At 65.2% G+C, this 25,523-nt stretch carries 23 protein-coding genes; 9 read left to right on the plus strand and 14 right to left on the minus strand.

All coding sequences use genetic code 11. The features are described from left to right. Positions 1 to 7 precede the first annotated feature (7 nt). The 5 genes from BSY239_RS15360 to BSY239_RS15380 form a co-directional block, all read right to left on the minus strand. Positions 8 to 673 (minus strand): sulfite oxidase heme-binding subunit YedZ, encoded by a 666-nt coding sequence (locus tag BSY239_RS15360; RefSeq protein ID WP_069047558.1) that lies wholly within the window; start codon positions 671 to 673, stop codon positions 8 to 10. After that, complete coding sequence (gene msrP / locus BSY239_RS15365) at positions 673 to 1,686, minus strand: protein-methionine-sulfoxide reductase catalytic subunit MsrP (protein WP_069047559.1); 1,014 nt, start codon at positions 1,684 to 1,686, stop codon at positions 673 to 675. Before msrP ends, BSY239_RS15360 begins: the two co-directional genes overlap by 1 nt. A gap of 137 nt (positions 1,687 to 1,823) precedes the next feature. Beyond that, entirely contained in the window at positions 1,824 to 3,191 is a 1,368-nt protein-coding gene (gene ccsB, locus BSY239_RS15370; protein WP_069047560.1) for a c-type cytochrome biogenesis protein CcsB, read from the minus strand. Continuing rightward, the gene (locus BSY239_RS15375; protein WP_069047561.1) at positions 3,188 to 5,338 is read right to left on the minus strand and encodes a cytochrome c biogenesis protein ResB; all 2,151 of its coding nucleotides are present in this window, start codon (positions 5,336 to 5,338) and stop codon (positions 3,188 to 3,190) included. Before BSY239_RS15375 ends, ccsB begins: the two co-directional genes overlap by 4 nt. 183 nt (positions 5,339 to 5,521) lie before the next feature. After that, positions 5,522 to 6,136 carry a c-type cytochrome gene (locus tag BSY239_RS15380; RefSeq protein WP_069047562.1) on the minus strand — a complete coding sequence of 205 codons (615 nt, stop codon included), beginning with the start codon at positions 6,134 to 6,136 and terminating at the stop codon, positions 5,522 to 5,524. Between the two features lie 103 nt (positions 6,137 to 6,239). Between BSY239_RS15380 and yihA the strand changes: the two genes are divergently transcribed. Both yihA and BSY239_RS15390 read left to right on the plus strand, forming a co-directional pair. Further along, positions 6,240 to 7,034, plus strand: a complete 795-nt coding sequence (yihA, locus tag BSY239_RS15385; protein ID WP_083240004.1) for a ribosome biogenesis GTP-binding protein YihA/YsxC — start codon at positions 6,240 to 6,242, stop codon at positions 7,032 to 7,034. A gap of 30 nt (positions 7,035 to 7,064) precedes the next feature. Continuing rightward, positions 7,065 to 7,985, plus strand: a complete 921-nt coding sequence (locus tag BSY239_RS15390; protein WP_069047563.1) for an alpha/beta fold hydrolase — start codon at positions 7,065 to 7,067, stop codon at positions 7,983 to 7,985. A gap of 10 nt (positions 7,986 to 7,995) precedes the next feature. Here BSY239_RS15390 and BSY239_RS15395 read toward each other — a convergent pair whose 3' ends face one another. Together BSY239_RS15395 and BSY239_RS15400 are read right to left on the minus strand one after the other, a co-directional pair. After that, entirely contained in the window at positions 7,996 to 8,919 is a 924-nt protein-coding gene (locus BSY239_RS15395; protein ID WP_083240005.1) for an LpxL/LpxP family acyltransferase, read from the minus strand. Continuing rightward, positions 8,919 to 9,755, minus strand: a complete 837-nt coding sequence (locus BSY239_RS15400) for a lysophospholipid acyltransferase family protein (protein WP_083240203.1) — start codon at positions 9,753 to 9,755, stop codon at positions 8,919 to 8,921. Before BSY239_RS15400 ends, BSY239_RS15395 begins: the two co-directional genes overlap by 1 nt. Positions 9,756 to 9,913: 158 nt before the next feature. Between BSY239_RS15400 and metK the strand changes: the two genes are divergently transcribed. From metK to BSY239_RS15415, 3 genes are all read left to right on the plus strand, one after another. Then, positions 9,914 to 11,095: a methionine adenosyltransferase gene (gene metK / locus BSY239_RS15405; protein ID WP_069047564.1), complete on the plus strand. Its 1,182-nt coding sequence runs from the start codon at positions 9,914 to 9,916 to the stop codon at positions 11,093 to 11,095. Positions 11,096 to 11,281: 186 nt separating this feature from the next. Then, entirely contained in the window at positions 11,282 to 13,330 is a 2,049-nt protein-coding gene (locus BSY239_RS15410; RefSeq protein WP_069047565.1) for a PAS domain-containing sensor histidine kinase, read from the plus strand. Between the two features lie 46 nt (positions 13,331 to 13,376). After that, positions 13,377 to 14,159 (plus strand): SDR family oxidoreductase, encoded by a 783-nt coding sequence (locus BSY239_RS15415; RefSeq protein ID WP_069049020.1) that lies wholly within the window; start codon positions 13,377 to 13,379, stop codon positions 14,157 to 14,159. A gap of 19 nt (positions 14,160 to 14,178) precedes the next feature. Here BSY239_RS15415 and BSY239_RS15420 read toward each other — a convergent pair whose 3' ends face one another. After that, a complete protein-coding gene (locus tag BSY239_RS15420) occupies positions 14,179 to 15,915 on the minus strand; it encodes a sensor domain-containing diguanylate cyclase (RefSeq protein ID WP_069047566.1) in 1,737 nt (578 codons plus the stop codon). A gap of 96 nt (positions 15,916 to 16,011) precedes the next feature. On the opposite strand from BSY239_RS15420, the gene BSY239_RS15425 reads away from it, so the two are divergent. The 3 genes from BSY239_RS15425 to groL all read left to right on the plus strand — a co-directional run bounded on the left by BSY239_RS15425 (position 16,012) and on the right by groL (position 19,490). After that, positions 16,012 to 17,286, plus strand: a complete 1,275-nt coding sequence (locus tag BSY239_RS15425) for a DUF2254 domain-containing protein (protein WP_083240007.1) — start codon at positions 16,012 to 16,014, stop codon at positions 17,284 to 17,286. 218 nt (positions 17,287 to 17,504) lie between these two features. Continuing rightward, complete coding sequence (gene groES, locus BSY239_RS15430) at positions 17,505 to 17,795, plus strand: co-chaperone GroES (RefSeq protein ID WP_069047567.1); 291 nt, start codon at positions 17,505 to 17,507, stop codon at positions 17,793 to 17,795. 45 nt (positions 17,796 to 17,840) lie between these two features. Next, entirely contained in the window at positions 17,841 to 19,490 is a 1,650-nt protein-coding gene (groL, locus tag BSY239_RS15435; protein WP_069047568.1) for a chaperonin GroEL, read from the plus strand. Positions 19,491 to 19,805: 315 nt separating this feature from the next. Here the strand turns inward: groL and tal are convergent, their stop codons facing one another. Further along, complete coding sequence (gene tal / locus BSY239_RS15440; protein WP_069049022.1) at positions 19,806 to 20,747, minus strand: transaldolase; 942 nt, start codon at positions 20,745 to 20,747, stop codon at positions 19,806 to 19,808. Between the two features lie 64 nt (positions 20,748 to 20,811). Here tal and BSY239_RS15445 point away from each other — a divergent pair, with 64 nt between their 5' ends. Further along, positions 20,812 to 21,660 carry a MurR/RpiR family transcriptional regulator gene (locus BSY239_RS15445; protein ID WP_069047569.1) on the plus strand — a complete coding sequence of 283 codons (849 nt, stop codon included), beginning with the start codon at positions 20,812 to 20,814 and terminating at the stop codon, positions 21,658 to 21,660. A 15-nt stretch (positions 21,661 to 21,675) separates the two neighbouring features. Here the strand turns inward: BSY239_RS15445 and BSY239_RS15450 are convergent, their stop codons facing one another. The 5 genes from BSY239_RS15450 to BSY239_RS15465 form a co-directional block, all read right to left on the minus strand. Beyond that, positions 21,676 to 22,170 carry a TapB family protein gene (locus BSY239_RS15450; RefSeq protein ID WP_069047570.1) on the minus strand — a complete coding sequence of 165 codons (495 nt, stop codon included), beginning with the start codon at positions 22,168 to 22,170 and terminating at the stop codon, positions 21,676 to 21,678. Positions 22,171 to 22,182: 12 nt separating this feature from the next. Continuing rightward, entirely contained in the window at positions 22,183 to 22,308 is a 126-nt protein-coding gene (locus tag BSY239_RS22985) for a hypothetical protein (protein WP_257784865.1), read from the minus strand. A gap of 129 nt (positions 22,309 to 22,437) precedes the next feature. After that, on the minus strand, positions 22,438 to 23,535 hold the full coding sequence (locus BSY239_RS15455) for an ABC transporter ATP-binding protein (protein WP_236944082.1): 1,098 nt from the start codon (positions 23,533 to 23,535) through the stop codon (positions 22,438 to 22,440). Then, positions 23,532 to 24,506, minus strand: coding sequence for an ABC transporter ATP-binding protein (locus BSY239_RS15460; RefSeq protein WP_069047571.1), 975 nt, complete (start codon positions 24,504 to 24,506; stop codon positions 23,532 to 23,534). Before BSY239_RS15460 ends, BSY239_RS15455 begins: the two co-directional genes overlap by 4 nt. A 3-nt stretch (positions 24,507 to 24,509) precedes the next feature. Continuing rightward, positions 24,510 to 25,421 (minus strand): ABC transporter permease, encoded by a 912-nt coding sequence (locus BSY239_RS15465; RefSeq protein WP_069047572.1) that lies wholly within the window; start codon positions 25,419 to 25,421, stop codon positions 24,510 to 24,512. Between the last annotated feature and the right edge of the window lie 102 nt (positions 25,422 to 25,523).

The following is a 25,523-nucleotide window of genomic DNA, read 5'->3' on the forward strand; positions in this document are numbered from 1 at the left end:
TGTTGCGTCAGGCAGCGCGCGGCTTCGAGAGCCGCCGCCAGAGGCGCCAGCCCAGCAACGCCGCAAACAGACCCGCGTAGACCGCCACCTCGGCAAAGTCGTTCTTGCCGCTTCGCATCCAGAAAAAGTGCAGCACCGCCAGCCCGGCAATGACGTACACCGCGCGGTGCAGGAGCTGCCAACGCTGGGCGCCCATGGCGCGAATGGCGCGGTTGAACGAAGTGGCCGCCAGCGCCAGCAAGAGCAACCAGCCCAGAAAACCGACCAGGATGAACGGGCGCTTGATCACGTCGTCCACGATGCCCGGCACGCTGAATTCCATGTCGAACCACGCGTAGGCCAGCAGGTGCAGGCAGGCGTAGAAGAACACGAACAGCCCCACCATGCGGCGCAGGCGCGCCAACGCCACCCAGCCGCTCACCGTGCGCAGCGGCGTGATGACCAGCACCAGCACCAGAAAACGGATGGTCCAGTCACCCAGCGAGCGAATCAGTGCCTCGGCCGGGTTGGCGCCAAGCTGATCGGCAAACGCCGCCCAGACCAGCCAGGCGAACGGCAGCAAAGCCAGCACAAACCCGACGGGCTTGGCAGAGCGGTGGCTCAGCCAGCGGTTGATGCGCGAACCGGGGGAGCGGGCTCCAGCCGGGAGCCCCGGCGAACGAATGGCCTCCATCAGAAGAACTTGCGCAGATCCATGCCGGCGTAGAGCTGACCCACCTGTGGCTCGTAGCCGTTGAACATCTGGGTCTGTCGGCGTTTGGCGAACAGGCCACCTTCTTCACCAATGCGACGCTCGGTGGCCTGGCTCCAGCGGGGGTGGGACACCTGCGGGTTCACGTTCGAATAGAAGCCGTACTCCATCGGTGCCGCACGGTTCCACGCGGTGCGCGGCTCCTTGTCGGTGAAGCGGATCTTCACAATCGACTTGCCACTCTTGAAACCATACTTCCACGGCACCACCAGCCGCACCGGCGCGCCGTTCTGGTTGGGCAGCACCTCGCCGTACATCCCGAAGGTGAGCAGCGTGAGCGGGTGCATGGCCTCGTCCAGCCGCAGACCTTCCACGTAGGGCCACTCCAGCACGTTCGAGTTCAAACCCGGCATCTGCTTGTTGTCGGCCAGCGTCACGAATTCCACGAACTTCGCGCTGCCCTGCGGTTGCACCTGCTTGATGAGTTCGGCCATCGAATAACCGACCCACGGCACCACCATCGACCAGCCTTCAACACAGCGAAGACGGTAGATGCGCTCTTCCATCGGGCTGAGTTTGAGCAAGGCGTCCAGGTCGAAGGTGCCCGGTTTGTTCACCAGACCTTCAACGGCGACGGTCCACGGACGGGGTTTGAGCGACTTGGCATAGACCGCCGGGTCGGCCTTGTCGGTGCTGAACTCGTAGTAGTTGTTGTAGGTGCTGGCGTCGTCGTAAGAGGTCAGCTTCTCCACCGTGGTGGCACCCGGCACGCTGGAGGACTTGCCGGGCAGGGGCAGCAACTTGCCCGGGCGGGGCGTGGGGCCAGCGGACTGGGCCCACGCATCCTTGGTGGCCAGCGAAGCCACGCCGCCGACAGCGGCTGCCGCGAACGCGCTGCGTTGCAGCCACTGTCGCCGGTTCTGGTAGGCCGCCTTGGCCGTGATTTCACTGGGGAAAGGGTGGTTGAAGCCGTCTTGGGAAGTTCGGATGAGCATGGGGCGGTCCTGATCTGTGCAACGCCCCGCGCAGAGGATGCCGCGCAGGACTTGCCGTGAGTCGTCGGACAGCCGCGATTCTTACAAAGTTCCGGGGAGGGCCGCGCTGCCCTGCCCGCTTGACCCCTCCGCAGGGATCAGAGTTCGCCGTAGCTGTGCAGGCCCGAGAGGAACATGTTCACACCCAGGAAAGCAAAGGTCGTGACCGCCAGACCCACCAGCGCCCACCAGGCCGCCACGGTGCCGCGCAGGCCCTTCATCAGGCGCATGTGCAGCCAGGCCGCGTAGTTCAGCCAGACGATCAGCGCCCAGGTCTCCTTCGGGTCCCAGCTCCAGTAGCCGCCCCAGGCCTCGGCCGCCCACAGCGCCCCGAGCACGGTGGCGATGGTGAAAAACGCAAAACCGACGGCGATGGCCTTGTACATCACGTCGTCCAGCACCTCGAAGCTGGGCAGGCGCTCGGCGATGCGTTTGCGCCCGAACATGATGGTGGCCACGATCAGCGCCGACACGCCGAAGTAAACAAACCAGTAGCTGCCGCCCTTCTCGGCCGCCGACTGCCGGAACACGATCGGCTCCAGGCACAGCACCAGTCCCAGGATCCACAGCGGCGCGAGCTTGTACCAGCGGGTCTCATTCGCGCTTTGTTTGATGAGGTAGGCGAAAGCCAGCATGGCCGCGATGGCGAAGGTGCCATAACCGATGAAGTTGGCGGGCACGTGCAGCTTCATCCACCAGCTTTGCAGCGCGGGCACCAGCGGCTGGATTTCATGGGCTTCGCGGATCACCGTGTACCAGAGCAGGAACCCCACCGCAGCGCTCACCACCAGCATCACGAAGGCGCCCATGCGCCGGGTCTTGTACTGGTCTTCGTAATACAGGTAGAACGCCGCCGTCATCCAGCAAAACAGCACAAAAACCTCGTACAGGTTGCTCACCGGGATGTGGCCAATGTCGGGCCCGATCTGGTGGCTCTCGTACCAGCGCACCATGGTGCCGATGAGCGCGAGCGTCACAGCCACCCAGGCCAGGCGCGATCCCAGCAGTTCGAAAGTGTCTCCAGCGCGGGTGAACATGCCGACCCAGTAAAACGCCGTGCTCATGAAGAACAGGACGCTCATCCACAGAATGGCCGACTGGCTGGAGATGAAGTACTTGAGCATGAAGACCTGGTCGGCGCGCGCCAGATCGGCGCCACCGGCCGGCGTCTGGTACAGCCAGATCGCCAGCAGCGCAAAGGCCGCCACGACCACCGACAACGCCCCCAGCGGCCGCCAGAACCAGGCCAGCCAGATCAGGGACGGCGCTGTCCCCACCAGGATGGCTTTCTCGTAACCGTCCATGGCCGAGCCATACAGCGCAAACGCAATGGCGGTGCCCGCCACGACCAGCGCGGCAAACAGCCAGTCCCACACATTGCGGCGAGCGAAGTAGCCGGGTTCAAGGCCCTGGCCACCCCGGTCTTTTTTCAGTTCGATGGTCTGGTTCGCGGTGGCGGTATTCATGCTGGCACCTTCAACAACTGGGACTTCAAAAGTTCAAACTCGCGGTCGGCTTCCATCGTCTTTCGGTTCGACGACAAAGCCATGGTGGCCGTGGACGACTGATCGGCCGACGGCGCAAGCCACACCCAAAGACGGCGCTCGCGCACATAGAGCATGGCGAACACGCCCACGATCAACAACAGACAGCCCAGGTAAACGATGTTCTGGCCCGGCGCCCGCGCCACCTGGAACACACTGGCCTGCACATGCGTGAAGTCCTTGAGCTGGAATGTCATGGGCGCGGGATAGAAGAACGTGTCGCTCAGGCTGATGACGGCCTGCGTCATGAACTGCTGCGTGGCGTCGTTGCGCTCCAGTGGCGGGAGATTGGCACGTTCGCGGCTGACCTGCAACAGCTCAAACAGCGTGCCGTTCAGGATGCGCACCAACACCTCACTAGCGCGCTCGCGTTCGGCCTGCGGCACGTTGTTTTCGAGGAAATTCGACACGGCCTGCAAGCCACCCATCACAGGGGGTTTGATGCCCGCGCCATCCGCCACAGGCGTCGCCTGCACCGAGGGCTCGGCGCCGGCAAACAAGGCCAGCGCGCGTGTGGCCGAGGCCACCAGCGCTTCGGCCAGCTCAGGGCGTCCGTCTTCCACCGCCGACACCGCGTAGCGCCGCACCGCGAGCTCACGCATCTGCGGATCGTCGAGCGCGGCGCGCAAACGCACGAAGCCGTCCATGCTGTCGTTCTCGTCCACCGGGATGCGCAGGTAGCGGAACGGATCGGACGGCGTTTCGCGCAGGCCGAGCAGGTACATGCGCGCACCTTCGATCTCCATCGGCAGCATGTAATTGTGGTACTCCACCGCCTGGCCAGCAGCATCGCGCAGCTTGTAGGTGATGCTCGGGCCCACGTTGCGCAGTGTCTTCTCGGTGGCGGTCTTGTGGCCGCTGCCCAGGCGGCTTTCGATCGAGCTGCGCAGGTCGACCTTGCGCACATCCACACCCTCGGCCGGGTTCATGCCGGCGAAGTTTTCCACGTTGATCGTGCGCAGGCCGGTGTATTCCAGCACCAGCTTGTCGTCGCCATTGCTCAGCGCGCTCGACCCGCCGATGGTGCCTTCGATCTCGAAGGGGCGCGTGGGCCGGTTCAGCGGCACGGCCTGCAGCTTCACGCGCGAGCCGCCGTCATCAAAGCTCGACTGGTAGATGTTGATGCCGCGGTGGCTCGCCGGATGGTTCACCTCCACGCGCGCTTCCTTCTTCTCGCCGGTCTCGAAATCGGTGATCACGATGTCGCTGGCGAACAGCTTGGGCATGCCGGTCTCGTAGTACTCGACGATGAACTTCTTGAGTTCAACCGAGAACGGCAGGTCTTGCAACAACACGCCGGTGGGCTGGGCGAGGATGGCCGTGCTGGCGGTCGTGCCTTCGGTCACGAGCAGGTTGGCGCGGAAGGTCGGGTTGCTGGACGAGAGACGGTGCTGCGCGGGCACATCGGCGATCAGGCCACCACCCGTGAACGCGGACTTGCCGTTGAACCAGGTCTGCGCGCGCACCATCAAGTCGCCATCCAGCAGTCCACCGATGCAGACCAGCACGATGGCGCTGTGCGCCGCGATGTAGCCGATCTTGTTGGCCGCGCCGGTCTTGGCCGCCACCATCCAGCCCTGACCTTGCGGCGTGTCGCGCGACTGCAGCTTGACCTTCCAGCCCGAGCCCAGCAGCGTCTGGCCGATGCGGTTGGCCGCGGCCTGCGGCGATTCCACCAGCGTGCTTTCGGCGCGGTGTGGAAAAGCCTTCAAGCTTTGCTCGCGGATGTTTTCCTTGTAGACCTTGAAGTCGGCCAGGATCTTGGGCGTGTTGCGGGCAATGCACAGGCTGGTGCTCACCACCAGAAAGGCCAGGATCAGCAGAAACCACCATGCGCTGTAGACCGAGGTCAGGTTGGCGCTGGCAAACACGTCCGCCCAGAACGGTCCGAACTGGTTGACGTAGTTGTTGAAGGGCTCGTGCTGTTTGACCACCGTGCCGATCACCGAGGCGATGCAGATGACCGTGAGCAGCGAGATGGAAAACCGCATCGACGACAACAACTCCACCGCCTCGCTGACGATGCGCGAGCCGGTGCGGATGTGCAGGCCTTGGGTGGAAACGGTCATGGGGCAGGGGTAAGGAACGGTTCAACAAAAAGGGCGGTTCCAGTGATTCCGGAACGCGCCCTGTTGTGATGTTGTTTTTCGCCGGCGGTTCACCGCCGGAAGGCATCAACGCATTGTGCCGCTAAATATTACTGTTCGCTTATATCCCGGAAGGCGACCGAGGGCAAACGCCCCGGTTGCATCTCAGCGCAGGCCGGCGATGTAGTCGGACACCGCCTTGATTTCGCGGTCGTTCATCTTGGCGGCCACGCCCGTCATCTGTGCGTTGTTGGCGCGCGTGCCATCGCGGAAATGCCTGAGCTGGGTTTCGGTGTATTCGGCGTGCTGTCCCGAGAGGCGCGGGTACTGGGCCGGAATGCCGGCGCCGTTGGGGCTGTGGCAACCAGCGCAGGCCGCAATCTGTCGGTCTGGGATGCCGCCGCGGTAAATGCGCTCGCCCAGCGCCACCAGATCCTTGTCGGTGGCCGCTCCGGGCGTCGCTTTCTGCGAGGCGAGCCAGAAACCGATGTTGCGCATGTCTTCATCGGACAAGCCGGAGGCCATGCCCTTCATGATCGCGTTGTCCCGCTTGCCCGACTTGTATTCCTGCAACTGCTTGACCAGGTACTCGGGGTGCTGCTGCGCCAACTTGGGGTTCACCGGCGTGGTGGAGTTGCCGTCGGCCGCGTGGCAGGCCACACAGACCTGGCCATAGGATGCTGCGCCTTTGGCCAGATCGGGTTTGACCGACTGCGCCTGAACACTGAACGACAAAGCCACGGCAGCGGCGGCGCAAAGAAGGGAAACAGGCAATTTCATGACGGGACGGGCGTCGCGAGCGACGTGTTCGGGTTGAAGAATTTCGCGATCTGTCTGGTTACAGCCATTCGATTTTACAATGCCCTCTCGGGAAAACCCCCCAATGACCCAGAACCACACTCCAGCCACCCCCCCTGCTTCCCCGTCCGCGGACGCCAAAAGCCCCCAAGCCCGGACACCCAACGCTGGAAAACCCACCGATCCGCTGAACCCCGACGTGAAGATCGCGCACGGATGGTTGCACACCGCCCGCTTCCTCACCACCGCCCCGCAGCTCGAACACCTGCCTCCTCTCACGGTGCCCGAGGTGGCCTTTGTCGGCCGCTCCAACGCCGGCAAGTCCACCTGCATCAACACCCTGACGCAGCAAAAGCGCCTGGCTTTTGCCTCCAAGACGCCAGGGCGCACGCAGAGCATCAACCTGTTCTCACTCGGCAAACAGGGTGTCACCGACGCCGTGCTGGCCGACCTGCCGGGCTACGGCTACGCGGCGGTGCCGCGCGAGGCCAAGCTGCGCTGGCAGCGCGTCATGGGCAACTATTTGCTCACGCGCGAAAACCTCAAGGGCGTGGTGCTGCTGATCGACCCGCGCCTGGGCCTGACCGAACTCGACGACATCCTGCTCGAAGTGATCCGCCCGCGCGTCCAGGAGGGCCTGAAGTTTTTGGTGCTGCTCACCAAATCCGACAAGCTCAACCACGCCGAAGCTCAAAAGGCACTGTCGATTGCGCGACTGCAGTCGGGTGGCGGCGAGGCGAGACTCTTCTCGGCCTTGAAGAAAAAGGGGCTGGATGAAGTGGCCCAGATGCTCTGGCGCTGGACGCACGAAGACGGCCCTGCCGTGGTCGCACCGGCCGCGGCCGAAGAACCCGAAGACGAGCCGCCCGCCCTCGATTGACCGTGTGCGGGCCCACGGAGGCAGCCCGCCATGATCGACACCTTTCAACAGACCCTGCCGCACGGCATCACACTGAGCTGCCGAGCCGCGGGTGAACGCGGCCGGCCGGTGTTGCTGTTCCTGCACGGTTTCCCGGAAGCCGCGTTTGTGTGGGACGAACTGCTGGCGCATTTCGCACAGCCCGAGCATGGAGGATACCGCTGCGTGGCGCCCAACCTGCGCGGCTTTGAGCAGTCGAGTGCGCCCGCCGACGTGGCGGCCTACCGCGCCAAGCCACTGGTGCAGGACCTCACCGCGCTGATCGAGGTCATCACCCAGGACAGCCCCACCCCAGGCCAACTGGCTTGCCTGGTGGCACACGACTGGGGCGGTGCCTTGGCGTGGAGCGTGGCCGCTCAGCGTCCCGCGTCCATGCGCCGGCTGGCCATCGTCAACGCGCCCCACCCCGCCACCTTCCAGCGCGAACTCGCGAACTCACCGGAGCAGCAGGCGTCAAGCGCCTACATGAACTTCCTGGCGCGCCCGGATGCAGCGGCCCTGCTGGCCGAGAACGATTTCGCGCGCCTGTGGCCTTTTTTCACCAACATGGCGGCCGACAGCGGGCCGCTGGCCTGGCTGGACGACGCCACCCGGGACCGCTACCGGGCTGTCTGGCGCCAGGGGCTGCACGGCCCTTGCGCCTACTACGCGGCCTCGCCCCTGCGCCCACCCGCCGCCAGCGATCCCGGCGCGGCGGCGGTGCAGCTGCCGCGCGAGCGGGTGACGGTGAACGTGCCCACGCTGGTGGTCTGGGGGCTGGGCGACACCGCCTTGCCCGAGGCCCTGCTCGATGGATTGCAAGGCTTTGTACCCGACCTGCGCATTGAACGCGTGCCCGGCGCCACGCACTGGATCGTGCATGAGCAACCTCGACAGGTGGCGGCGCTGATCGCGGCTTTTCTGGGGGACTGAGCCGCAGCGCTCAGAGGCCGGCGTAGAACGAGGGCTCGCCCTCGGGCCGCGTCTTGAAGCGCTTGTGCACCCAGTAGTACTGCTCGGGCGTGGCGCGGATGAAGCCTTCAAGAAACGTGTTCATCGTGGCCGTGTCGGCCTCCACATTGCCCGTGGGGTAGTTGGCCCAGGGCGAATGCACCGTGACTTCGTAACCCTCTTTCGTCAGGCGGCTGACCACCGGCACCACACGCGCCCGGGCCATGCGCGCAAAGCGCGAAAGCGAGGTGATGGTGGCGGTCTGCACGCCGAAGAAAGGCACGAAGACCGAGTCCCGCGTGCCGTAATCCATGTCGGGCAGGAGGTACATCGGGAGGCCCTGTCGCAAGGCGGCCACCAGCGGTTTGAGGCCCTGGCGCATGGCCACGATGTGCGGCTCACCGAAACGCTGGCGGCCTTGCGACATCCAGCGGTCCACATCGGCATTGAGCTGCTCGGCGTAGATGCCGCAGAAGCGCCGATCCAGGTGCGCGGTCAGCGCGGTCCAGCCGGCGTCCATGCCCACGAAGTGCGGGGCGAACAAGACCGTGGGTTCGTTGCCGGCGAGCGCCTGCAGGTCGCCGGTGAGTTTGAGACGGCGGCGGATGGTGGCATCGCTGGCCTCCCACAACCAGCTGCGGTCCAGCCAGGCTTGGGCAAAAAACACAAAGTGTTGGCGCACCGCGCGCTGGCGCTCGGCAGCGCCTTGCTCGGGAAAACACAAACCCCAGTTGGTGAGCGCAATGCGGCGGCGGCGCGCCGCCACCAGATGCAGCGCCTGGCCCAGCAGCCAGCCCAGGGCGCGCACCCACGACAGGGGCAGGCTCGCCAGCATGTGCATGAAGACCAGACCCAGGCGGTTGGCGATGCCGCCGGGAGGCAGCTGATGCTCGGAAACGGGAAGGGGCTGGGACATCAGCGAGCGGGCGGTGGGGTCTTGTAACGGTCGTACGACCAGAGGTATTGCGCCGGGCATTCTCGCACCAGCGCTTCCATGGCCCGGTTGATCTGGCCGGCCGCCCGCACCGGGTCGCTGTCCAGCGGCCCGAACGCCCGGACGTGCACCAGGTAGCCCCTGCCCCAGCTCAAACGTTCACCCCAGCTGACCAGCACCCGCGTCTGACCGGCTTGTGCCAGCCGCGCCGAGAGCGTCATGGTGTAGGCGTCGCGCCCGAAAAACGGCGCCCACACGCCCTGGCCGTCGGGCGGCACCTGGTCGGGCAACAGACCCACCGCGTCGCCCGCCTTGAGCGCCTTGAGGAGCTGCTTCACACCCGCCAGCGTGGTGGGGGCGGTGAGCAAACCCGGACGTTGCCGGGCGCCGCTCACCAGATCGCGCATGGCCGCCTGCCGCGCCGGGCGAAACAGCACCGTCATCGGGTGGCGCTCGCCAAATCGCCGGGCATAGGCCTGCGCGGTGATCTCGAAACAGCCCAGGTGCGGCGTGAGGAACAACACACCCGAGCCTCCTGCCTGGGCTGCCTCGATGTGAGCGGCACCCTCCCAACCCACAGGCACCGGGCGGCCCAGCCACAGCCGCGGCAGCTCGGCCACCAGCTTGCCGGCTTCACCCACCGATCGCAGCGCCACCCCGGTGGAATACCCGGCTTGCTTCGCATGGGCGAGCAAACGGCGACGGTAGCGGCTTGAGAGCAGAAAGCTGGCCCAGCCGAGCACCCAGCCCAGCGCGTGCAGCACGGGCAAGGGCAGCAGGCTGAAGGCGCGAAAAAGGAGGTGGATCAGCGGGGCCAAGGCGAAGGTGGGTGACAGGGCGGGGCTCAAACCATGGTCTAGAATCCGCCCATCGCCGAGTTACTGAACTAATTGCGGGGCGATTCACAAATTCCGCTAAAGCGTTCGCCGAACTCTGACAGACCGGCAACGCCGATCAACCAACTTGGAGTTTAACCATGGCGAACGACTTTCTTTTCACCTCCGAATCCGTCTCTGAAGGCCACCCCGACAAGGTCGCCGACCAGATCTCCGACGCGATTCTCGACGCAATTTTTGAGCAGGACCCCCGCAGCCGCGTGGCCGCCGAGACGCTGTGCAACACCGGTCTGGTGGTGCTCGCCGGCGAGATCACGACCAACGCGCATGTGGACTACATCCAGGTCGCACGTGACACGCTCAAGCGCATCGGCTACGACAACACCGAGTACGGCATCGACTACAAGGGTTGCGCGGTCATGGTCTGCTATGACAAGCAGTCCAACGACATCGCCCAGGGCGTGGACCACGCGTCCGACGACCACCTCAACACCGGCGCCGGCGACCAGGGTCTGATGTTCGGCTATGCCTGCGACGAGACGCCCGAGCTGATGCCCGCCCCGATCTACTACGCGCACCGCCTTGTGGAGCGCCAGGCCCAGCTGCGCAAGGACGGCCGCCTGCCGTTCCTGCGCCCCGATGCCAAGAGCCAGGTGACGATGCGCTACGTGGACGGCAAGCCGCACAGCATCGACACCGTGGTGCTCTCCACCCAACACAGCCCCGACCAGAGCGAGACGCCCACCAAGATGAAGGCCTCGTTCAATGAAGCCATCATTGAAGAGATCATCAAGCCGGTGCTGCCCAAGGAATGGCTGAAAGACACCAAGTTCCTGATCAACCCAACCGGTCGCTTCGTCATTGGTGGCCCGCAGGGCGACTGTGGCCTGACCGGCCGCAAGATCATTGTGGACACCTACGGCGGCGCCTGCCCGCACGGCGGTGGTGCCTTCTCCGGCAAGGACCCGTCCAAGGTCGACCGCTCGGCGGCGTATGCCGCGCGCTACGTGGCCAAGAACATCGTGGCCGCCGGCCTGGCCAAGCAGTGCCAGATCCAGGTGGCGTATGCGATCGGCGTGGCCCGCCCGATGAACGTGACGGTTTACACGGAAGGCACGGGTGTGATTCCCGACGAGCAGATCGCCGCACTCGTGAACGAACACTTTGACCTGCGTCCCAAAGGCATCATCCAGATGCTGGACCTGCTGCGCCCGATCTACACCAAGACCGCCGCCTACGGCCACTTCGGCCGCGAAGAGCCCGAGTTTTTCTGGGAGCGCACCGACCGCGCCGCCGCTCTCAAGAAGGCTGCCGGACTGTAAGCATTCACTTACAAATCCCCGCAAAAGCCCCGGTGCGCAAGCGCCGGGGCTTTTTTTCGTCGGAAATGCCTCCGTTTCACCCCGTTTTCCGGTGATCGGGCCCCGCTGAATTTTTGCCGCCAGCGTCCGATAAGGAAGTACGAGCAAATGCATTGCCCCGATCCGAACCGACCAGGAGCCTTCCCCATGGACACCTCTGCAACGACCACTGAGCAGCAGTTGGCACCCATCACCGACGAATTGCTGGCCGCCCTGAGCGCCGCCCGCGCCCTGTACGACAACGCGCCCTGCGGCCTGTTGGCGCTGGACGCCGAGCTGCGCTGCGTCAACATCAACCAGACCTTGCTGGACTGGCTGGGCACGGACCGCGACGAAGTGGTGATGTTCAGAAAGCTCACCGATCTGGCCGCGCCCGCGTCCCGCGGCCCGGCCTCCCAGCACGTGGAACAGCTGCTGATCAGCGGCCGCACCGAGCCGCTCACGCTGTCGCTGTGCCGCGCCAATGGCGATTTCCTGCAGGCCCGGCTCACGTCCACCGCTGTGTACGACGCCGAGGGCCGCTTCCTGCACACCAGCACGGTGGTGTCCGATCTGGGCAATGTGCCGGCCAGTCACAACGCCGATGCGCCGCAAGACGCGATCCTGCGCAGCATCACCGACCGCATTCCGGCCCGCCTGGCCTACTACGACAAGAACCTCATCTGCCGCTTTGCCAACAACGCGCACGCCCAGCGCTATGGCAAGAAGCCCGAAGACATGGTGGGCTCGCACCTGAGCGAGGTGGTGCGACCCGAGGTGCTGCCCGAAATCATGCCGCGCGTGCTGGCCACGCTGGGCGGCCAGACCCAGAACTTCGAAGCCGAACGCACCGCGGCGGACGGCGGGCGCAGCTACTTCGAGATCCACTATCTGCCCGATGTGCAGAACGGCGAGATCGAAGGTCTGTTCATCGAGTTGCACGACATCACCGAACGCCGGCGCACCGAAGAATTTGTGCTGCACGCCAACCAGGACCTGGAAGAACGCGTGCGTGAACGCTCGGAAGAGCTGTTTGCCAGCGAGCAGCGCTACCGCCTGATGGTCGACGCCATCCAGGACTACTGCATCTATTTCGTGGACGAGGCCGGCACGGTCGTCGACTGGACCGAAAGCGCGCAGCGCCTGCATGGCCACCAGCGCACGCAGATCGTCGGGCAGTCCTACGAAACCCTTTTGTGCACCGACAACGCGGGCGAAGACGAGGTCGATCCCGGCCAGGTGCTGCGCCTGGCCAAGGAGCACGGCCAGTGGGAGTCGCGCGGGTGGCGCCTGCGCGAGGACGGTTCGCGCTTCTGGGCACACACCGTGCTCACCGCGCTGCGCAATGAAATGGGCGAACTGCAGGGCCTCTCGAGCATCACACGCGACATGACCGCGGCCAAGAGCCTCGAGGACGTGATGAACGACCTCAACCGCGAACTGGAAAAGCGCGTGGCCGAACGCACGCAGCAGCTGGTGGCGGCCAACAAGGACCTGGACGTGTTCTCGCACATGGTCTCGCACGACCTGCGCGCGCCGCTGCGCCACATCGCCAGCTTCGTGAGCCTGCTGCAGGAACAGACCGGCGAATCCACCGACAACCTGGCCCGCCAGTACCAGACCTCGATCGCCAAAGCGTCCAAACGCATGAGCCTGATGATCGAAGGCCTGCTCGAATACGCGCGCCTGGGCCGCGTGACGCTGGAATCGCAACCGGTGCCGATGGCGCCCCTGCTGCACGGCGTGATTGCCCACCTGAAGCAGGAACACCCGGACCGCCACATCGAATGGACCGTCGACGAGGACCTGCCCATGGTGCGCGGCGATGCCATGTTGCTGGCCCAGGCCTGGGGCAACCTGCTCGACAACGCAGTGAAATACACCGCCAAGCGCAGCGATGCGGTCATCAAGGTGGGCTGGAAGGTCAACCCGCTGGGCGGACGCACCTTCTTCGTGAGCGACAACGGCGCCGGCTTCGACCTGGAAAAGGCGCACAACCTGTTCGTGATGTTCCAGCGCCAGCACCATTCGATGGACTTCGAAGGCACCGGCACCGGCCTGGCCCTGGCGCAGCGCATCATCGACCGCCACGGTGGCCGCATCTGGTCGGAAACCGCGCCGGGCGCAGGCTGCACCTTCTACTTCACGCTGCCGCTGGAGACCCTGGAGCCCGAGCTGGCGTTCCCGCAATCCGCGATGGCCGAACTCACCGCTTGAGCCGCGCCGCGCGGCGGTCGGGGTACGCGCCGATAATTCGCGCGTGATTCCCACCGCCCCGACACCCTTCCCTCTCTTCTCCCTGCACGGCCGCGTGGCCCTGGTCACCGGCGCCGGCCGTGGCCTGGGCCTGGCCATGGCCACCGCACTCGCCGCCCACGGCGCCGAGGTGTGGCTCAACGGGCGCGACGCCGACAGCCTGAACGCGGCCGTCGAGCAGGCAGGCGCCCACGGCGCCCGCGTCCACGCATTGCCGTTCGATGTGACCGATGAGACCGCGGCCACAGCCGCCGTGGCCCGCGTGCTGGCCGAAAACGGCCGCCTGGACATCCTGATCAACAACGTGGGGCAGCGCCGTCGGCAGCCGCTGGAACAGTTGCCCTCCCAGGCCTTGCGTGACATGCTGGAGGCCAACCTGGTGTCGGCCTGGCACCTGTGCCGCGAAGCCGCCCGGCCCATGCGGGCGCAGGGTTTCGGCCGCATCATCAACGTGACCTCCATCGCCGGGCCGATCGCCCGCGCCGGCGATGCCGCTTACACCACCAGCAAGGGCGCCCTCGAAGCCCTCACCCGGGCGCTCGCCGCCGAACTGGGCCCGGATGGCATCAACGTCAACGCCATTGCGCCCGGCTTCTTTGCGACCGAAGCCAACGCCGGCATGACAGGCGACGCGCAGACCCTGGCCTGGTTGCAGCAACGCACCTCGCTGGGCCGCTGGGGCCGGGCCGACGAAATCGCGGGCGCCGCCGTGTTCCTGGCGTCACCGGCGGCCAGCTACGTGACCGGGCACACCCTGGTGGTGGACGGCGGCTACCTCGCCCACTTCTGAAGTCTGAAGTCGGGCCGGGTCAAACCGCCTGGGGCAGGTGCAACACCACCTTGCGAGGATCGTCCGCAAGCCGGTCCAACGCGTGATTCAGGCGCTCCATCAAGAACGTGTCATCCACCGATCCATCGGCCTCGTCGGGCAGTGCGGCCGACACCAGGCGAAAACGCAAGGCCATGTCGGCCGGCAGCTGGGGCACCCGCTCCAGGCCTTTGGCCACGATGTGCTGGCCCAGCAGCTTGAGGTCTTCAGGGCCTTCGACCAGCACCGCGAAGCGGGTTTCGCCGATGCGGCAGACCGTGTCCACGTCGCGCACCACGGCCGACAATCGCGAAGCCGTTACCACCAGCGCCCGGTCCCCCGCCTCGCGTCCCTCGCGATCGACGATGGCAGCGTGGTTGGACAGCTCCACCAGCACCAGCCCGAAACGGTGGTCGTACCGGCGCGCGCGGCGCAAGGCGTCGCGCAGGCGCAGCAGCAAGACCGGCGCAATCGTCAGACCGGTCAAGGGGTCGGTGCTTTCAATCGCACGCAGGCGCGCGCGGTTTTCGCTGAAGTCCTTGGCGCGGCGATGCAGGATGTAGAGCAACAGCGGGATCTCGATCGCCGAGCCGATCAGCACCGCATACTGCGTGGCCCAGCTGTCAGGCAGCACGCCGGCGCTGCGCAGCGCTGGGAACGGATACGCAAGGTGCACCGGCAGAAAACCCAGCGCCATCCAGCCCGCGTAGGTCTCGCCGCGGCGCCAGGTCCAGATGCACAAGCCGAAGCTCAGCAACACCGACAGCAAGCCGTAGAGGTTGAGCACGATGAAAGCCGGCTGGTTCAGCAGCAGCAGGTAGGCCGCCGGGAACAACAGGCCGAACACCGACCACGCCAGCACGATACGGTCGACCCTCCGGCTGTGTCGAGAGACCACGCAGACCTCGCGCACGAACCAGATGCCCGAGGCGGTCAACCAGAGCATGAACACGGCCGGCGCCGCGTCGTTCCACGCCGCGTGGCCGGGCCAGAAAAACAGCCCGCCCACGCCGGTGAAGGCAGCCTGAAAGCCCAGCATGCAGGCGACATAACAGCAATACGCAACAAAGGCCCGGTCGGCATACAGACGGGCATGCACCCAGCCCAGGAACAGCACCAGCAGGCCAAAACCCAGGTAGCCGCCCACCATGAGGAAGGTCCATTGCCGTGTGTCCTGCAACTGCCGCTCGTCCAGCAGGACCAGGCGCGGACTCAGCGGTGCCGGGTGGTTTTCCAGCCGCAGCCACACGGGGCCGGCGGCCTGGGGGTCCACCAGAAAGACCGGCGTCTGGTCCGGGTGGTCCCACTGCGACACGGGCAGGTGGTCGCCCGCCTGCTGGGCCGTCCACCCGCCGGACGGGTTGGCGGTGTACAGCGTGGCGAGGTTGGTGAAGGCCCCCGCGCTCAGCATCAGGTACCAGCGGCGGGTGGTGTCGCGCAGTGGCAGGTCCAGACGCAACCACAGCGCCCCGGCACCAGGCTGGAAGCTGCGGTAGTCGACGATGGCTTCAAAATCGCCGTCCGCGCGCCGGACCACTTCGTCGATGCCCAGGCGGCCGGACGGATCGGTCCAGTGGCGCGCCTGCAGCGTGACATCGGTTTCGTTGGACGCGGCGCGGGCAAGGTCCGGCCACAGCGCCAGCCAGAGGCCGAGCAAGAGCACGGACAGGCCCGCGAGCGAGCGAAACAGGACCGCAAAGCCGGGGGACGGATCGGGGGGGTGGTTGTAACAATCCATGTCAGGATCGTAAGCGCTCGAGATGGCAGGCCGGAACTGGGCCGTGCCCGGGGAGACAGTCGGGGGCCGGGCGCCAAATCACCTATGCTTTGAAGCATGTCCTTGTACCGCGCCCTCATCTGGTTGAAAGCCGCCGAAAACCGCCTTTGGGTCAAGCCCGCCGTGGGCAGCGTGGTGGCGGTACTGATCGCGCTGGTGGCGGCCGTGGGCAACCGCCTCATCCCGGCAGGCCTGCTTCCCGACATCGAACGCAGCACGCTCGACAACCTGCTCGGGGTCATCGCATCGAGCATGCTGGGCGTGGCCACGTTCTCGCTGTCGATCATGGTGGCGGCGTTCTCCTCGGCGGCTGTGGGCGCATCACCGCGCGCCATCCAGCTGGTGGCCGGTGATTCGGACACGCAGAACGCCATCACCACCTTCATCTCGGCCTTCATCTACGCGATCATCGCCAACACCGCGCTGGGACTCGGCCTGTACGGAGGCACCGGACGTTTCATCCTGTTCGTCTGCACCATGGGTGTGTTGCTCTACCTGATCGTGACACTGGTGCGCTGGGTGAAAACGCTCTCGGTGCTGGGCCGAATGGAGAACACCCTGGCCAAACTCGAAACCGCGGCGGTGGGTGCCATGGACGCTTACCGACGTTCACCCGGCATGGGGGCACGCACAGCGCATGGGCCCATGCCGACAGGCGCGCCGGTGCGCGCAAACAAGGTGGGTTACCTGCGCCACATCGACATGCAGACCCTGCAAGAGCAGGCGGTGGCGGCCTCGGCCCGGTTGCACGTGCGCGTGCGCCCGGGCCAGCTGGTCCACCCCGGCACCGTTCTGGTGATCGTCGAGGCGGGTGCTGACAACGACAAACCCGACCCCGACCCCGACGCGCTGCGTCAGACTTTCGTGCTGGGCGACGGCCGCAGCTTCGACCAGGACCCGCGCTTCGGACTGATCGTGCTGTGCGAGGTGGCGCAGCGCGCCTTGTCACCCGCCGTCAACGACCCCGGCACGGCCATTGCTGCCATGAACACCATCACGCGGGTGCTGGTGGACACCCCCACCGACCCAGTTGCCCGGGAAACGCCGCTGGACCGACTGACGCTCGTACCCCTGGACCCGGCCGACTTCATCCACCAGGCGTTTGATCCCATCGCGCGGGACGGCGCCGCAGTGCCGGAAGTGCAGCTGCGCATGCAGAAGTTGCTGTCGATCGTTGCAGAGGGCTGCGACGAGGAAGTGGGGAATGCAGCGCGCCGGCAGGCAGCGACCAGCCTTCAAAGGGCCATGCTGGCCTTGGTGCTGGAGGAAGACAAGACGCGCTTGTGCGAACTGCACACCACGCTGTTTTCGGGCTCCCCCGTCGCCGCCTGAAGGCACCTGCCGAGCGGCAAGGCCACCCCAATCCCGGGACGCACGGGTGAAAAAATCCCGACCGACCTTGTAAACCCCCCGCCTCGCCCTTATCATTAGCACTCGCTGGGGATGAGTGCTAACAAGCTTCCCCCAAGTGATCGGCGGCATCTTTCGGCCCCAAGCCGGCACCGCCGACCTGAATCCTTTTTCCATCCGTACCAACTCCAGGAGATGCAATGAACCTTCGTCCTCTCGGCGATCGCGTGATCGTCAAGCGCATTGACAGCGAAACCAAAACCGCTTCCGGCATCGTCATCCCCGACGCCGCCGCAGAGAAGCCCGACCAGGGCGAGATCCTGGCCGTCGGTCCTGGCAAGAAAAACGACAAAGGCGATTTGTCCGCCATGAACGTCAAGGTCGGTGACCGCGTTCTGTTCGGCAAGTACAGCGGCCAGACCGTCAAGGTCGATGGCAACGAACTGCTGGTGATGAAAGAAGACGACCTGTTCGCAGTCGTTGAGAAGTAAATCCTCTCTTTTCATTCCTTTTAACTGAATTCCGGAGAAATCAACATGGCAGCAAAAGACGTCATTTTCGGCGGAGAAGCCCGCGCACGCATGGTCGAGGGTGTGAACATCCTGGCCAACGCCGTCAAGGTCACCCTGGGCCCCAAAGGCCGCAACGTGGTGCTCGAGCGCTCGTTCGGCGCCCCCACTGTGACCAAGGACGGTGTGTCCGTGGCCAAGGAAATCGAACTGAAGGACAAGCTTCAGAACATGGGCGCGCAGATGGTCAAGGAAGTTGCTTCCAAGACCTCCGACAACGCCGGTGACGGCACCACCACCGCCACCGTGCTGGCCCAGGCCATCGTGCGCGAAGGCATGAAGTACGTGGCCGCCGGCATGAACCCGATGGACCTGAAGCGCGGCATCGACAAGGCTGTGGAAGCCCTGATCGCCGAGCTGAAGAAGGCCTCCAAGGCCACCACGACCAGCAAGGAAATCGCCCAGGTCGGCTCGATTTCCGCCAACAGCGATTCCAGCATCGGCGACATCATCGCCAACGCCATGGACAAAGTGGGCAAAGAAGGCGTGATCACCGTGGAAGACGGCAAATCGCTGCAGAACGAGCTTGACGTCGTCGAAGGCATGCAGTTCGACCGCGGCTACCTGTCCCCTTACTTCATCAACAACCCCGAGAAGCAGTCGGCCCTGTTGGACAACCCTTTCGTGCTGCTGTACGACAAGAAGGTCTCCAACATCCGTGACCTGCTGCCCACGCTGGAGCAGGTGGCCAAGGCTGGCCGTCCGCTGCTGATCATTGCCGAAGACGTCGAAGGCGAAGCCCTGGCGACCTTGGTGGTGAACACCATCCGCGGCATCTTGAAGGTTGTGGCTGTGAAGGCCCCTGGCTTCGGCGACCGCCGCAAAGCCATGCTGGAAGACATCGCCATCCTGACCGGCGGCAAAGTGATTGCCGAAGAAGTCGGCATGACGCTGGAAAAGGTGACCCTGGCCGACCTGGGTTCTGCCAAGCGCATCGAAGTGGGCAAGGAAAACACCACCATCATCGACGGTGCCGGCGCTGCCGCTGACATCGAAGCCCGCGTGAAACAAGTGCGCGTGCAGATCGAAGAAGCCACCTCCGACTACGACCGCGAGAAACTGCAAGAGCGCGTGGCCAAGCTGGCCGGCGGCGTTGCCGTGATCAAGGTGGGCGCTGCCACCGAAGTCGAGATGAAGGAAAAGAAAGCCCGCGTCGAAGACGCCCTGCACGCCACGCGCGCTGCGGTGGAAGAAGGCATCGTCGCCGGTGGTGGCGTGGCCCTGCTGCGCGCACGTCAGGCCGCTGGCACCATCAAGGGTGACAACGCCGACCAGGACGCCGGCATCAAGCTGGTGCTCAAGGCGATCGAAGCGCCCTTGCGCGAGATCGTGGCCAACGCCGGTGGCGAGCCCAGCGTGGTGGTCAACGCCATCCTGGCTGGCAAAGGCAACTACGGCTTCAACGCTGCCAACGACACCTACGGCGACATGATCGAAATGGGCATTCTGGACCCGACGAAAGTGACCCGCACCGCGCTGCAGAACGCCGCTTCGGTGTCCAGCCTGATGCTCACGACCGAAGCCATGGTTGCCGAGTCCCCGAAGGATGACGCGCCTGCTGGTGGCATGGGTGGCGGCGGAATGGGCATGGGCGACATGGGCGGCATGGGCATGTAAGTTCTCCTTGCCTGAGACGCCATGCCGGCGTTGCAAGGGCTTGCCGTGGCGCTGCCACTGTTTACGCCCTTGCGCCTTGGCCTGGCGCCTCATGCTGCGTCGGAATGCATCGCTGCAGGCTGACAGGAACCCCCCAAGAAAAAACCCCGCGAGGCAACTCGCGGGGTTTTTTCATTGCCGTCTCTCTTCTTCTGCCTCTCGCTTGCCCAAAGCGTGGGTGCCCGGGTGGGCCGGACGGCGATTTGCTGACGCGCAGCGGCTGATGAGCCGTCCGGCCCACCCGGGCGCCCACGCGCTCCAGGCCAACGAGCAAGCTCAGCGCATCAGGGCTTCGAGCTTGATGGTGTCGGCAACGAAAGCGCGAATGCCCTCGGACAACTTCTCGGTGGCCATTGCGTCCTCGTTCAAGGCAAAGCGGAAGCTGGCCTCGTCGTGGGTCACAAAAGGAATGTCCATGGCCTTGGCGGCTGCGGCATCGAGCGCGCGGCTCAGGGGCGCCTCGCTCGCAGCCAGCTGGGCCAGCAGCTCCGGACTGATGGTCAGCAAATCGCAACCCGCCAGCGCCGTGATCTGCCCCACGTTGCGAAAGCTCGCACCCATCACCTCGGTGTTGATGCCGTGCTTCTTGTAGAACTCGTAGATGGCGCGCACCGACCGCACGCCCGGGTCGTTGGGGCCGGCCATCGCCGCCTCGTCCCAGCCCGCTCCGGCGGTCTTTTTGTACCAGTCGTAAATGCGGCCCACAAACGGTGAAATCAGCTGCACCTTGGCCTGACCACAGGCTACCGCCTGGGCAAACGAGAACAACAAGGTGAGGTTGGTGTGGATGCCGTCGCGCTCCAGCCGGGCGGCGGCCTGGATGCCTTCCCAGGTGGAGGCGATCTTGATCAGCACGCGGTCCACGTGAACACCCTCGCCCTGGTACAGATCGATGATGCGCCGTGCTCGGGTCACCGTGGCTTCGGTGTCGAAACTCAGACGGGCGTCCACCTCGGTCGACACACGTCCGGGGATGAGCTCCAGGATCTCGCAGCCAAAGCGCACCAGCAAACGGTTCGTCACCTCGTCCAGTCCCTGGGCACCATAGGTTGCCACTGCGTCTTTCAGCAGGTGCGCGTACTCCGGCTTTTGCACCGCCTTGAGAATGAGCGAGGGATTGGTCGTGGCGTCCTGTGGCGCAAACGCGGCGATCTGCTTGAAATCGCCGGTGTCGGCCACCACGGTGGTGAATTGTTTGAGCGCGTCGAGTTGGTTCATGGAACGCATTATCGAACAATGTTGGTAATAAAATTTCACCTTCTGCTGTAACCAGGTGCTCTCCATGCTCGACCGGATCAAAGCTTCCCTGCCCTCGCTGGCGCCTGCCGAGCAACGTGTGGCCAAGCTCGTGCTGCTGGACCCACGCACCTTTGCCAGCCTGCCCGTGACCGAACTCGCCGACCGCGCGCACGTGAGCAAGCCCACCGTGGTGCGCTTTTGCCGCAGCATGGGTTACGACGGCCTGTCCGATTTCAAGCTCAAGCTGGCGGGCACGGTGAGCGAAGGTGTGCCCTTCATCCACCGCAGCGTGGACGTGGACGACAAGACCAGCGACGTGCTGGTCAAGGTGATCGACAACACGGTGGCGGCGTTCCTGAAGTACCGCAACGACGCGTCCAGCCACGCGATCGAAAAGGTGGTGGATGCGCTCGTGGCCACCTACAAACACAAGGGCCGCATCGAGTTTTATGGCGCGGGCAATTCGGGCATCGTGGCGCAGGACGCGCAGCACAAGTTCTTTCGCCTGGGCATCAACGCCATTGCCTACAGCGACGGCCACATGCAGGTGATGAGCGCCTCCTTGCTCGGCCCGGGCGACTGCGTGGTGATCGTCTCGAACTCGGGCCGCACGCGCGACCTGATGGACGCGGCCGACATTGCGCGAAAGCACGGCGCCACCGTGATCACCATCACCACCAGCGGCACACCGCTGGCGCAGGCCGGCCACATCCACCTCTCGGCCGACCACCCCGAGGGCTACGACCGCTACAGCCCCATGACCTCGCGCCTGATGCACCTGATGGTGATCGACATCGTGGCCACCTGCCTGGCGCTGCGCATCGGTGGCACCAAGCTGCAGCCGCTGCTCAAGGAAATGAAGAACAACCTGAAAAGCAAACGCTACGCCTGAGGGCGTCTGCCGGCCTCAAGGCGCCGGCTTGAAGGAATTGAGCTCACTGACCGTGTGGGTCCACAGCTGGCCACCCCGGAAATCCTTGTACTCGGATTTCACCACCCGACCAATCGACGGCGCATGCCAGCGCACCTCGGACATGCGGATGGCACCCGACCAGGAAACGCCGTTGATCCACCCTCCAGACTCGATCTTGAAGGTGTCGAACTCGCCGGCCGGCGTTTTCACTTTCTCGCGCGCCACCACCTTGAACTCAAGATCGGTCTTGCTTTTGGCGTTGTTGCCCTCGCCCACGAAGCTGGATTTCCAGCCATCGCCCACCACCAGCGGGAATTTGAAGCCCGCGATCGGTGGGTCGAAACGCGTGCCACTGGCGCCGGAGACCACCGTGCCCCAATCCAGGGTGACGACGCTTTCCATTTCAGGCGGATTGCGGATGGGTCTGACGTGGCTGCTCTTGATGTGCGTCTGATCCACCGACGTGACGGTGACGGTCTCGTCGAACATGCGCTTGTCCGCTCACTGTTCGACCGCGTAAACCGCGACATCACCCACCTTCGCCACCGGCCTGCTCACCCCGTCGACCTGCGCCCACGCGCTGGCAGAAACCAAAGCCACGACCATCCAGCCCATTTGCTTGACCATGATGCGCTCCTGTCGAGGTGCTGCACGGTGCCAGCCCACAGCGGGCCAAACATGCCGTTCGCGTAACTCCACACAGAGTAAGAGAAATCCCTCGCCAGAACACTCCCCCATTTTGGGGAAACGCCGAGGTCAGATCCGCCCTTCCTCCACCGCGTGGCAAGCAATGCGGATGCCACCCAGGGTGAGCAGATTGGGCCGTTCGTTGCGGCAACGGTCGTTGGCGTGCGGGCACCGCGGGTTGAAGGCGCAGCCGGTGGGTGGATTCAGCGGGTTGGGCACTTCGCCGGAGACCGGTGTGCGTGCGCGGCCCGTGTCGTGCATCTTCGGAATCGCGTCCAGCAGCATGCGCGTGTAGGGGTGGCGCGGGCTGTCGAACAGGGTGTGCTTGGGAGCCAGCTCGACCAGCCGGCCGAGGTACATCACGCCCACCTGGTCGCTCACGTGGCGCACCACGGCCAGGTTGTGGCTGATGAAAAGATAGGTGAGCCCCTGCTGGCGCTGCAAGTCCTTCATGATGTTGAGCACCTGCGCCTGCACGCTCACGTCCAGCGCGCTGGTGGGCTCGTCGCACACCAGAAACTCGGGCTGCGTGGCCAGGGCGCGCGCAATCGAGATGCGCTGGCGCTGGCCGCCCGAGAACTGGTGCGGGTACTTCACGCGGTCCAGCGGCGACAGGCCGACCGACTTGAGCAGTTCGTCGACCCGGTCGCGCAGCGCGGCCGCGTCGGTCACGATCTCGTGTTCGCGCAGCGGCTCGGCAATGATGTCTTCCACACGCCAGCGCGGGTTCAGGCTGGCGTAGGGGTCCTGAAAGATCATCTGGATGCGTCGGCGCAGCTTGCGGCCCTCGGGCGTCTTGAACGCAGCGTGCGCGTCCTGCCCGTCGAACTCAAAACCACCGCGCGTGGGTTCGTACAAACCCACCAGCAAGCGCGCCACCGTGCTTTTGCCGCAACCCGATTCGCCCACCAACGCCAGTGTCTGCCCACGCGGGATGTCGAAAGACACACCGTCGACGGCGCGCAGCAATTGCCGCGGCTGGCGCTCGATCACGCGGTTGAGCCACGGCGCCGACACATCAAACGTCTTGGCCAGGTCGGTGGCGCGCACCAGCGGCGCGGCGTTGGCAGCATCCAGGGTCGCCGCAGAAACGGCGGCGCGGGTCTCGGCCGTCTGCACCTTGGTCGCCTGGGCCTGCACGGCCCGCTCGAACATGTCCGAACTCATGCCGAAGCCCCTGCGTCGGCATGCAGCCAGCAAGCAGCACGCGTGGCACCCGCCATCAACAGGTCGGGCCGGTCCACGTGGCAGCGGTCGAACACCTTTTCACAGCGCGGGTTGTAGGCGCAGCCGGCCGGGATCGCATTGAGGCGCGGCATCGCGCCGTCGATCTGGTGCAGGCGTTCGCGGTCCATGCTCATGTCGGGAATGCAGGCCATCAGGCCCTTGGTGTACGGGTGGGCCGGGTGGTTGATGACTTCGTGCACCGGGCCGATCTCGGCAATGCGCCCGGCGTACATCACGGCCACGCGGTCGCAGGTTTCGGCGATCACACCCATGTCGTGCGTGATCAGCATCACCGCAGCGCCGCGCTGTTTGCAGATGGTCTTGAGCAGCGTGATGATCTGCGCCTGGATGGACACGTCGAGCGCGGTGGTGGGTTCGTCGGCCACGATGAGCTGCGGCTCGGCAGCGAGTGCGAGTGCAATCACCACCCGCTGGCGCATGCCGCCGCTGAACTGGTGCGGAAAGTGGTCGATGCGCTGCTCGGCCGCCGGGATGCCCGTGTCTTTCAGCAATTCGATGGCGCGTGTGCGCGCTTCGGCCTGGCTGACCGGCAGGTGCGTGGTGATGGTCTCGATGAGTTGGCGGCCCACCGAGTACAACGGGTTGAGCGAGGTCAGCGGATCTTGGAAGATCGCGCCGATCTTGCGCCCGCGCACCTTGCGCATCTCTTCGTGGGGCAGGTTGTCGATGCGCTGGCCGTGCAGCAGGATCTCGCCAGAAGCCACGCGCCCCGGTGGTTCGAGCAGGCCGATGATGGAAGCACCGGTGAGCGACTTGCCTGCGCCGGACTCGCCCACCACGCCGAGGATTTCACCCGGTGCGATGTCGAAGGAAATCTCGTCAAGCGCCCGCAGCGTGCCGCGGCGGCCGGGAAATTCGACGACGAGGTTTTTGACTTGAAGAAGGCTCATGTTTTATCGGAGTCGCGGGTTCAATGCATCGCGCAGCCAGTCGCCGAGCAGATTCACGCTGAGTGCGATCAGCACCAGCATGGCGCCGGGGAAGATGGTGATCCACCACTCGCCGGAGAACAGATAGTCGTTGCCCACGCGGATCAGCGTGCCCAGCGACGGGGAGGTGGGCGGCGCCCCGACGCCCAGAAAGGACAGCGTGGCCTCGGTGATGATGGCCGTGGCCACCTGAATCGTGGCCAGCACCAGCACCGGCCCCATGACATTGGGCAGCACATGGCTGCGCATGATCCGCAGCGGCGCCACGCCGGTCACGCGCGCGGCCTGCACATATTCCTTGTTGCGTTCCACCAGCGTGGAGCCGCGCACGGTGCGCGCGTACTGCACCCACCCGGTGAGCGTGATCGAAATGATGAGCACACCGAAGGCCAGGGCGTCATGCGCGTTGGGAAACAGCGCGCGGCCCACACCGGCAATGAGTAGCGCCACAAGGATGGAAGGAAACGACAGCATCACGTCGCACAGGCGCATGAGCACAGCGTCGACCCAGCCACCCAGGAAGCCGGCAGCCAGACCAAACGACACGCCGATGAACACCGACAGCACCACCGAGGCCAGACCCACCGCCAACGAGATACGCGCGCCGTACATCAGCGCCGACAGGATGTCGCGGCCCTGGTCGTCGGTGCCCAGCAGGAAATTGCGCGACCCCTCGGGACTCCACGCAGGCGGCAGGCGAGCGTTGGAGAGTTCCAGCGTGGCGAGATCAAACGGGTTGTGCGGTGCGACCCAAGGCGCAAACACGGCGCAGAAGACGCAGATGAACGCAATCACCGCCGCCACGATGGCGGTGGGTGAGGTTCGGAAGCTGTGGCCGACATCGCTGTCGAACCAGCGGTGCAGAAGAGAAGTCAACGTGAATTCCTAAGAGTGCATCGAGTGAGAGAGCGCCAGCCCAAGGCTCGCGAGGGTCCGGCTCCGCCGGCCCCAGCGAGCGTCCCCCCACCGGGGGGAAGC

Source organism: Hydrogenophaga sp. RAC07 (assembly GCF_001713375.1).
Classification (GTDB): domain Bacteria; phylum Pseudomonadota; class Gammaproteobacteria; order Burkholderiales; family Burkholderiaceae_C; genus Hydrogenophaga.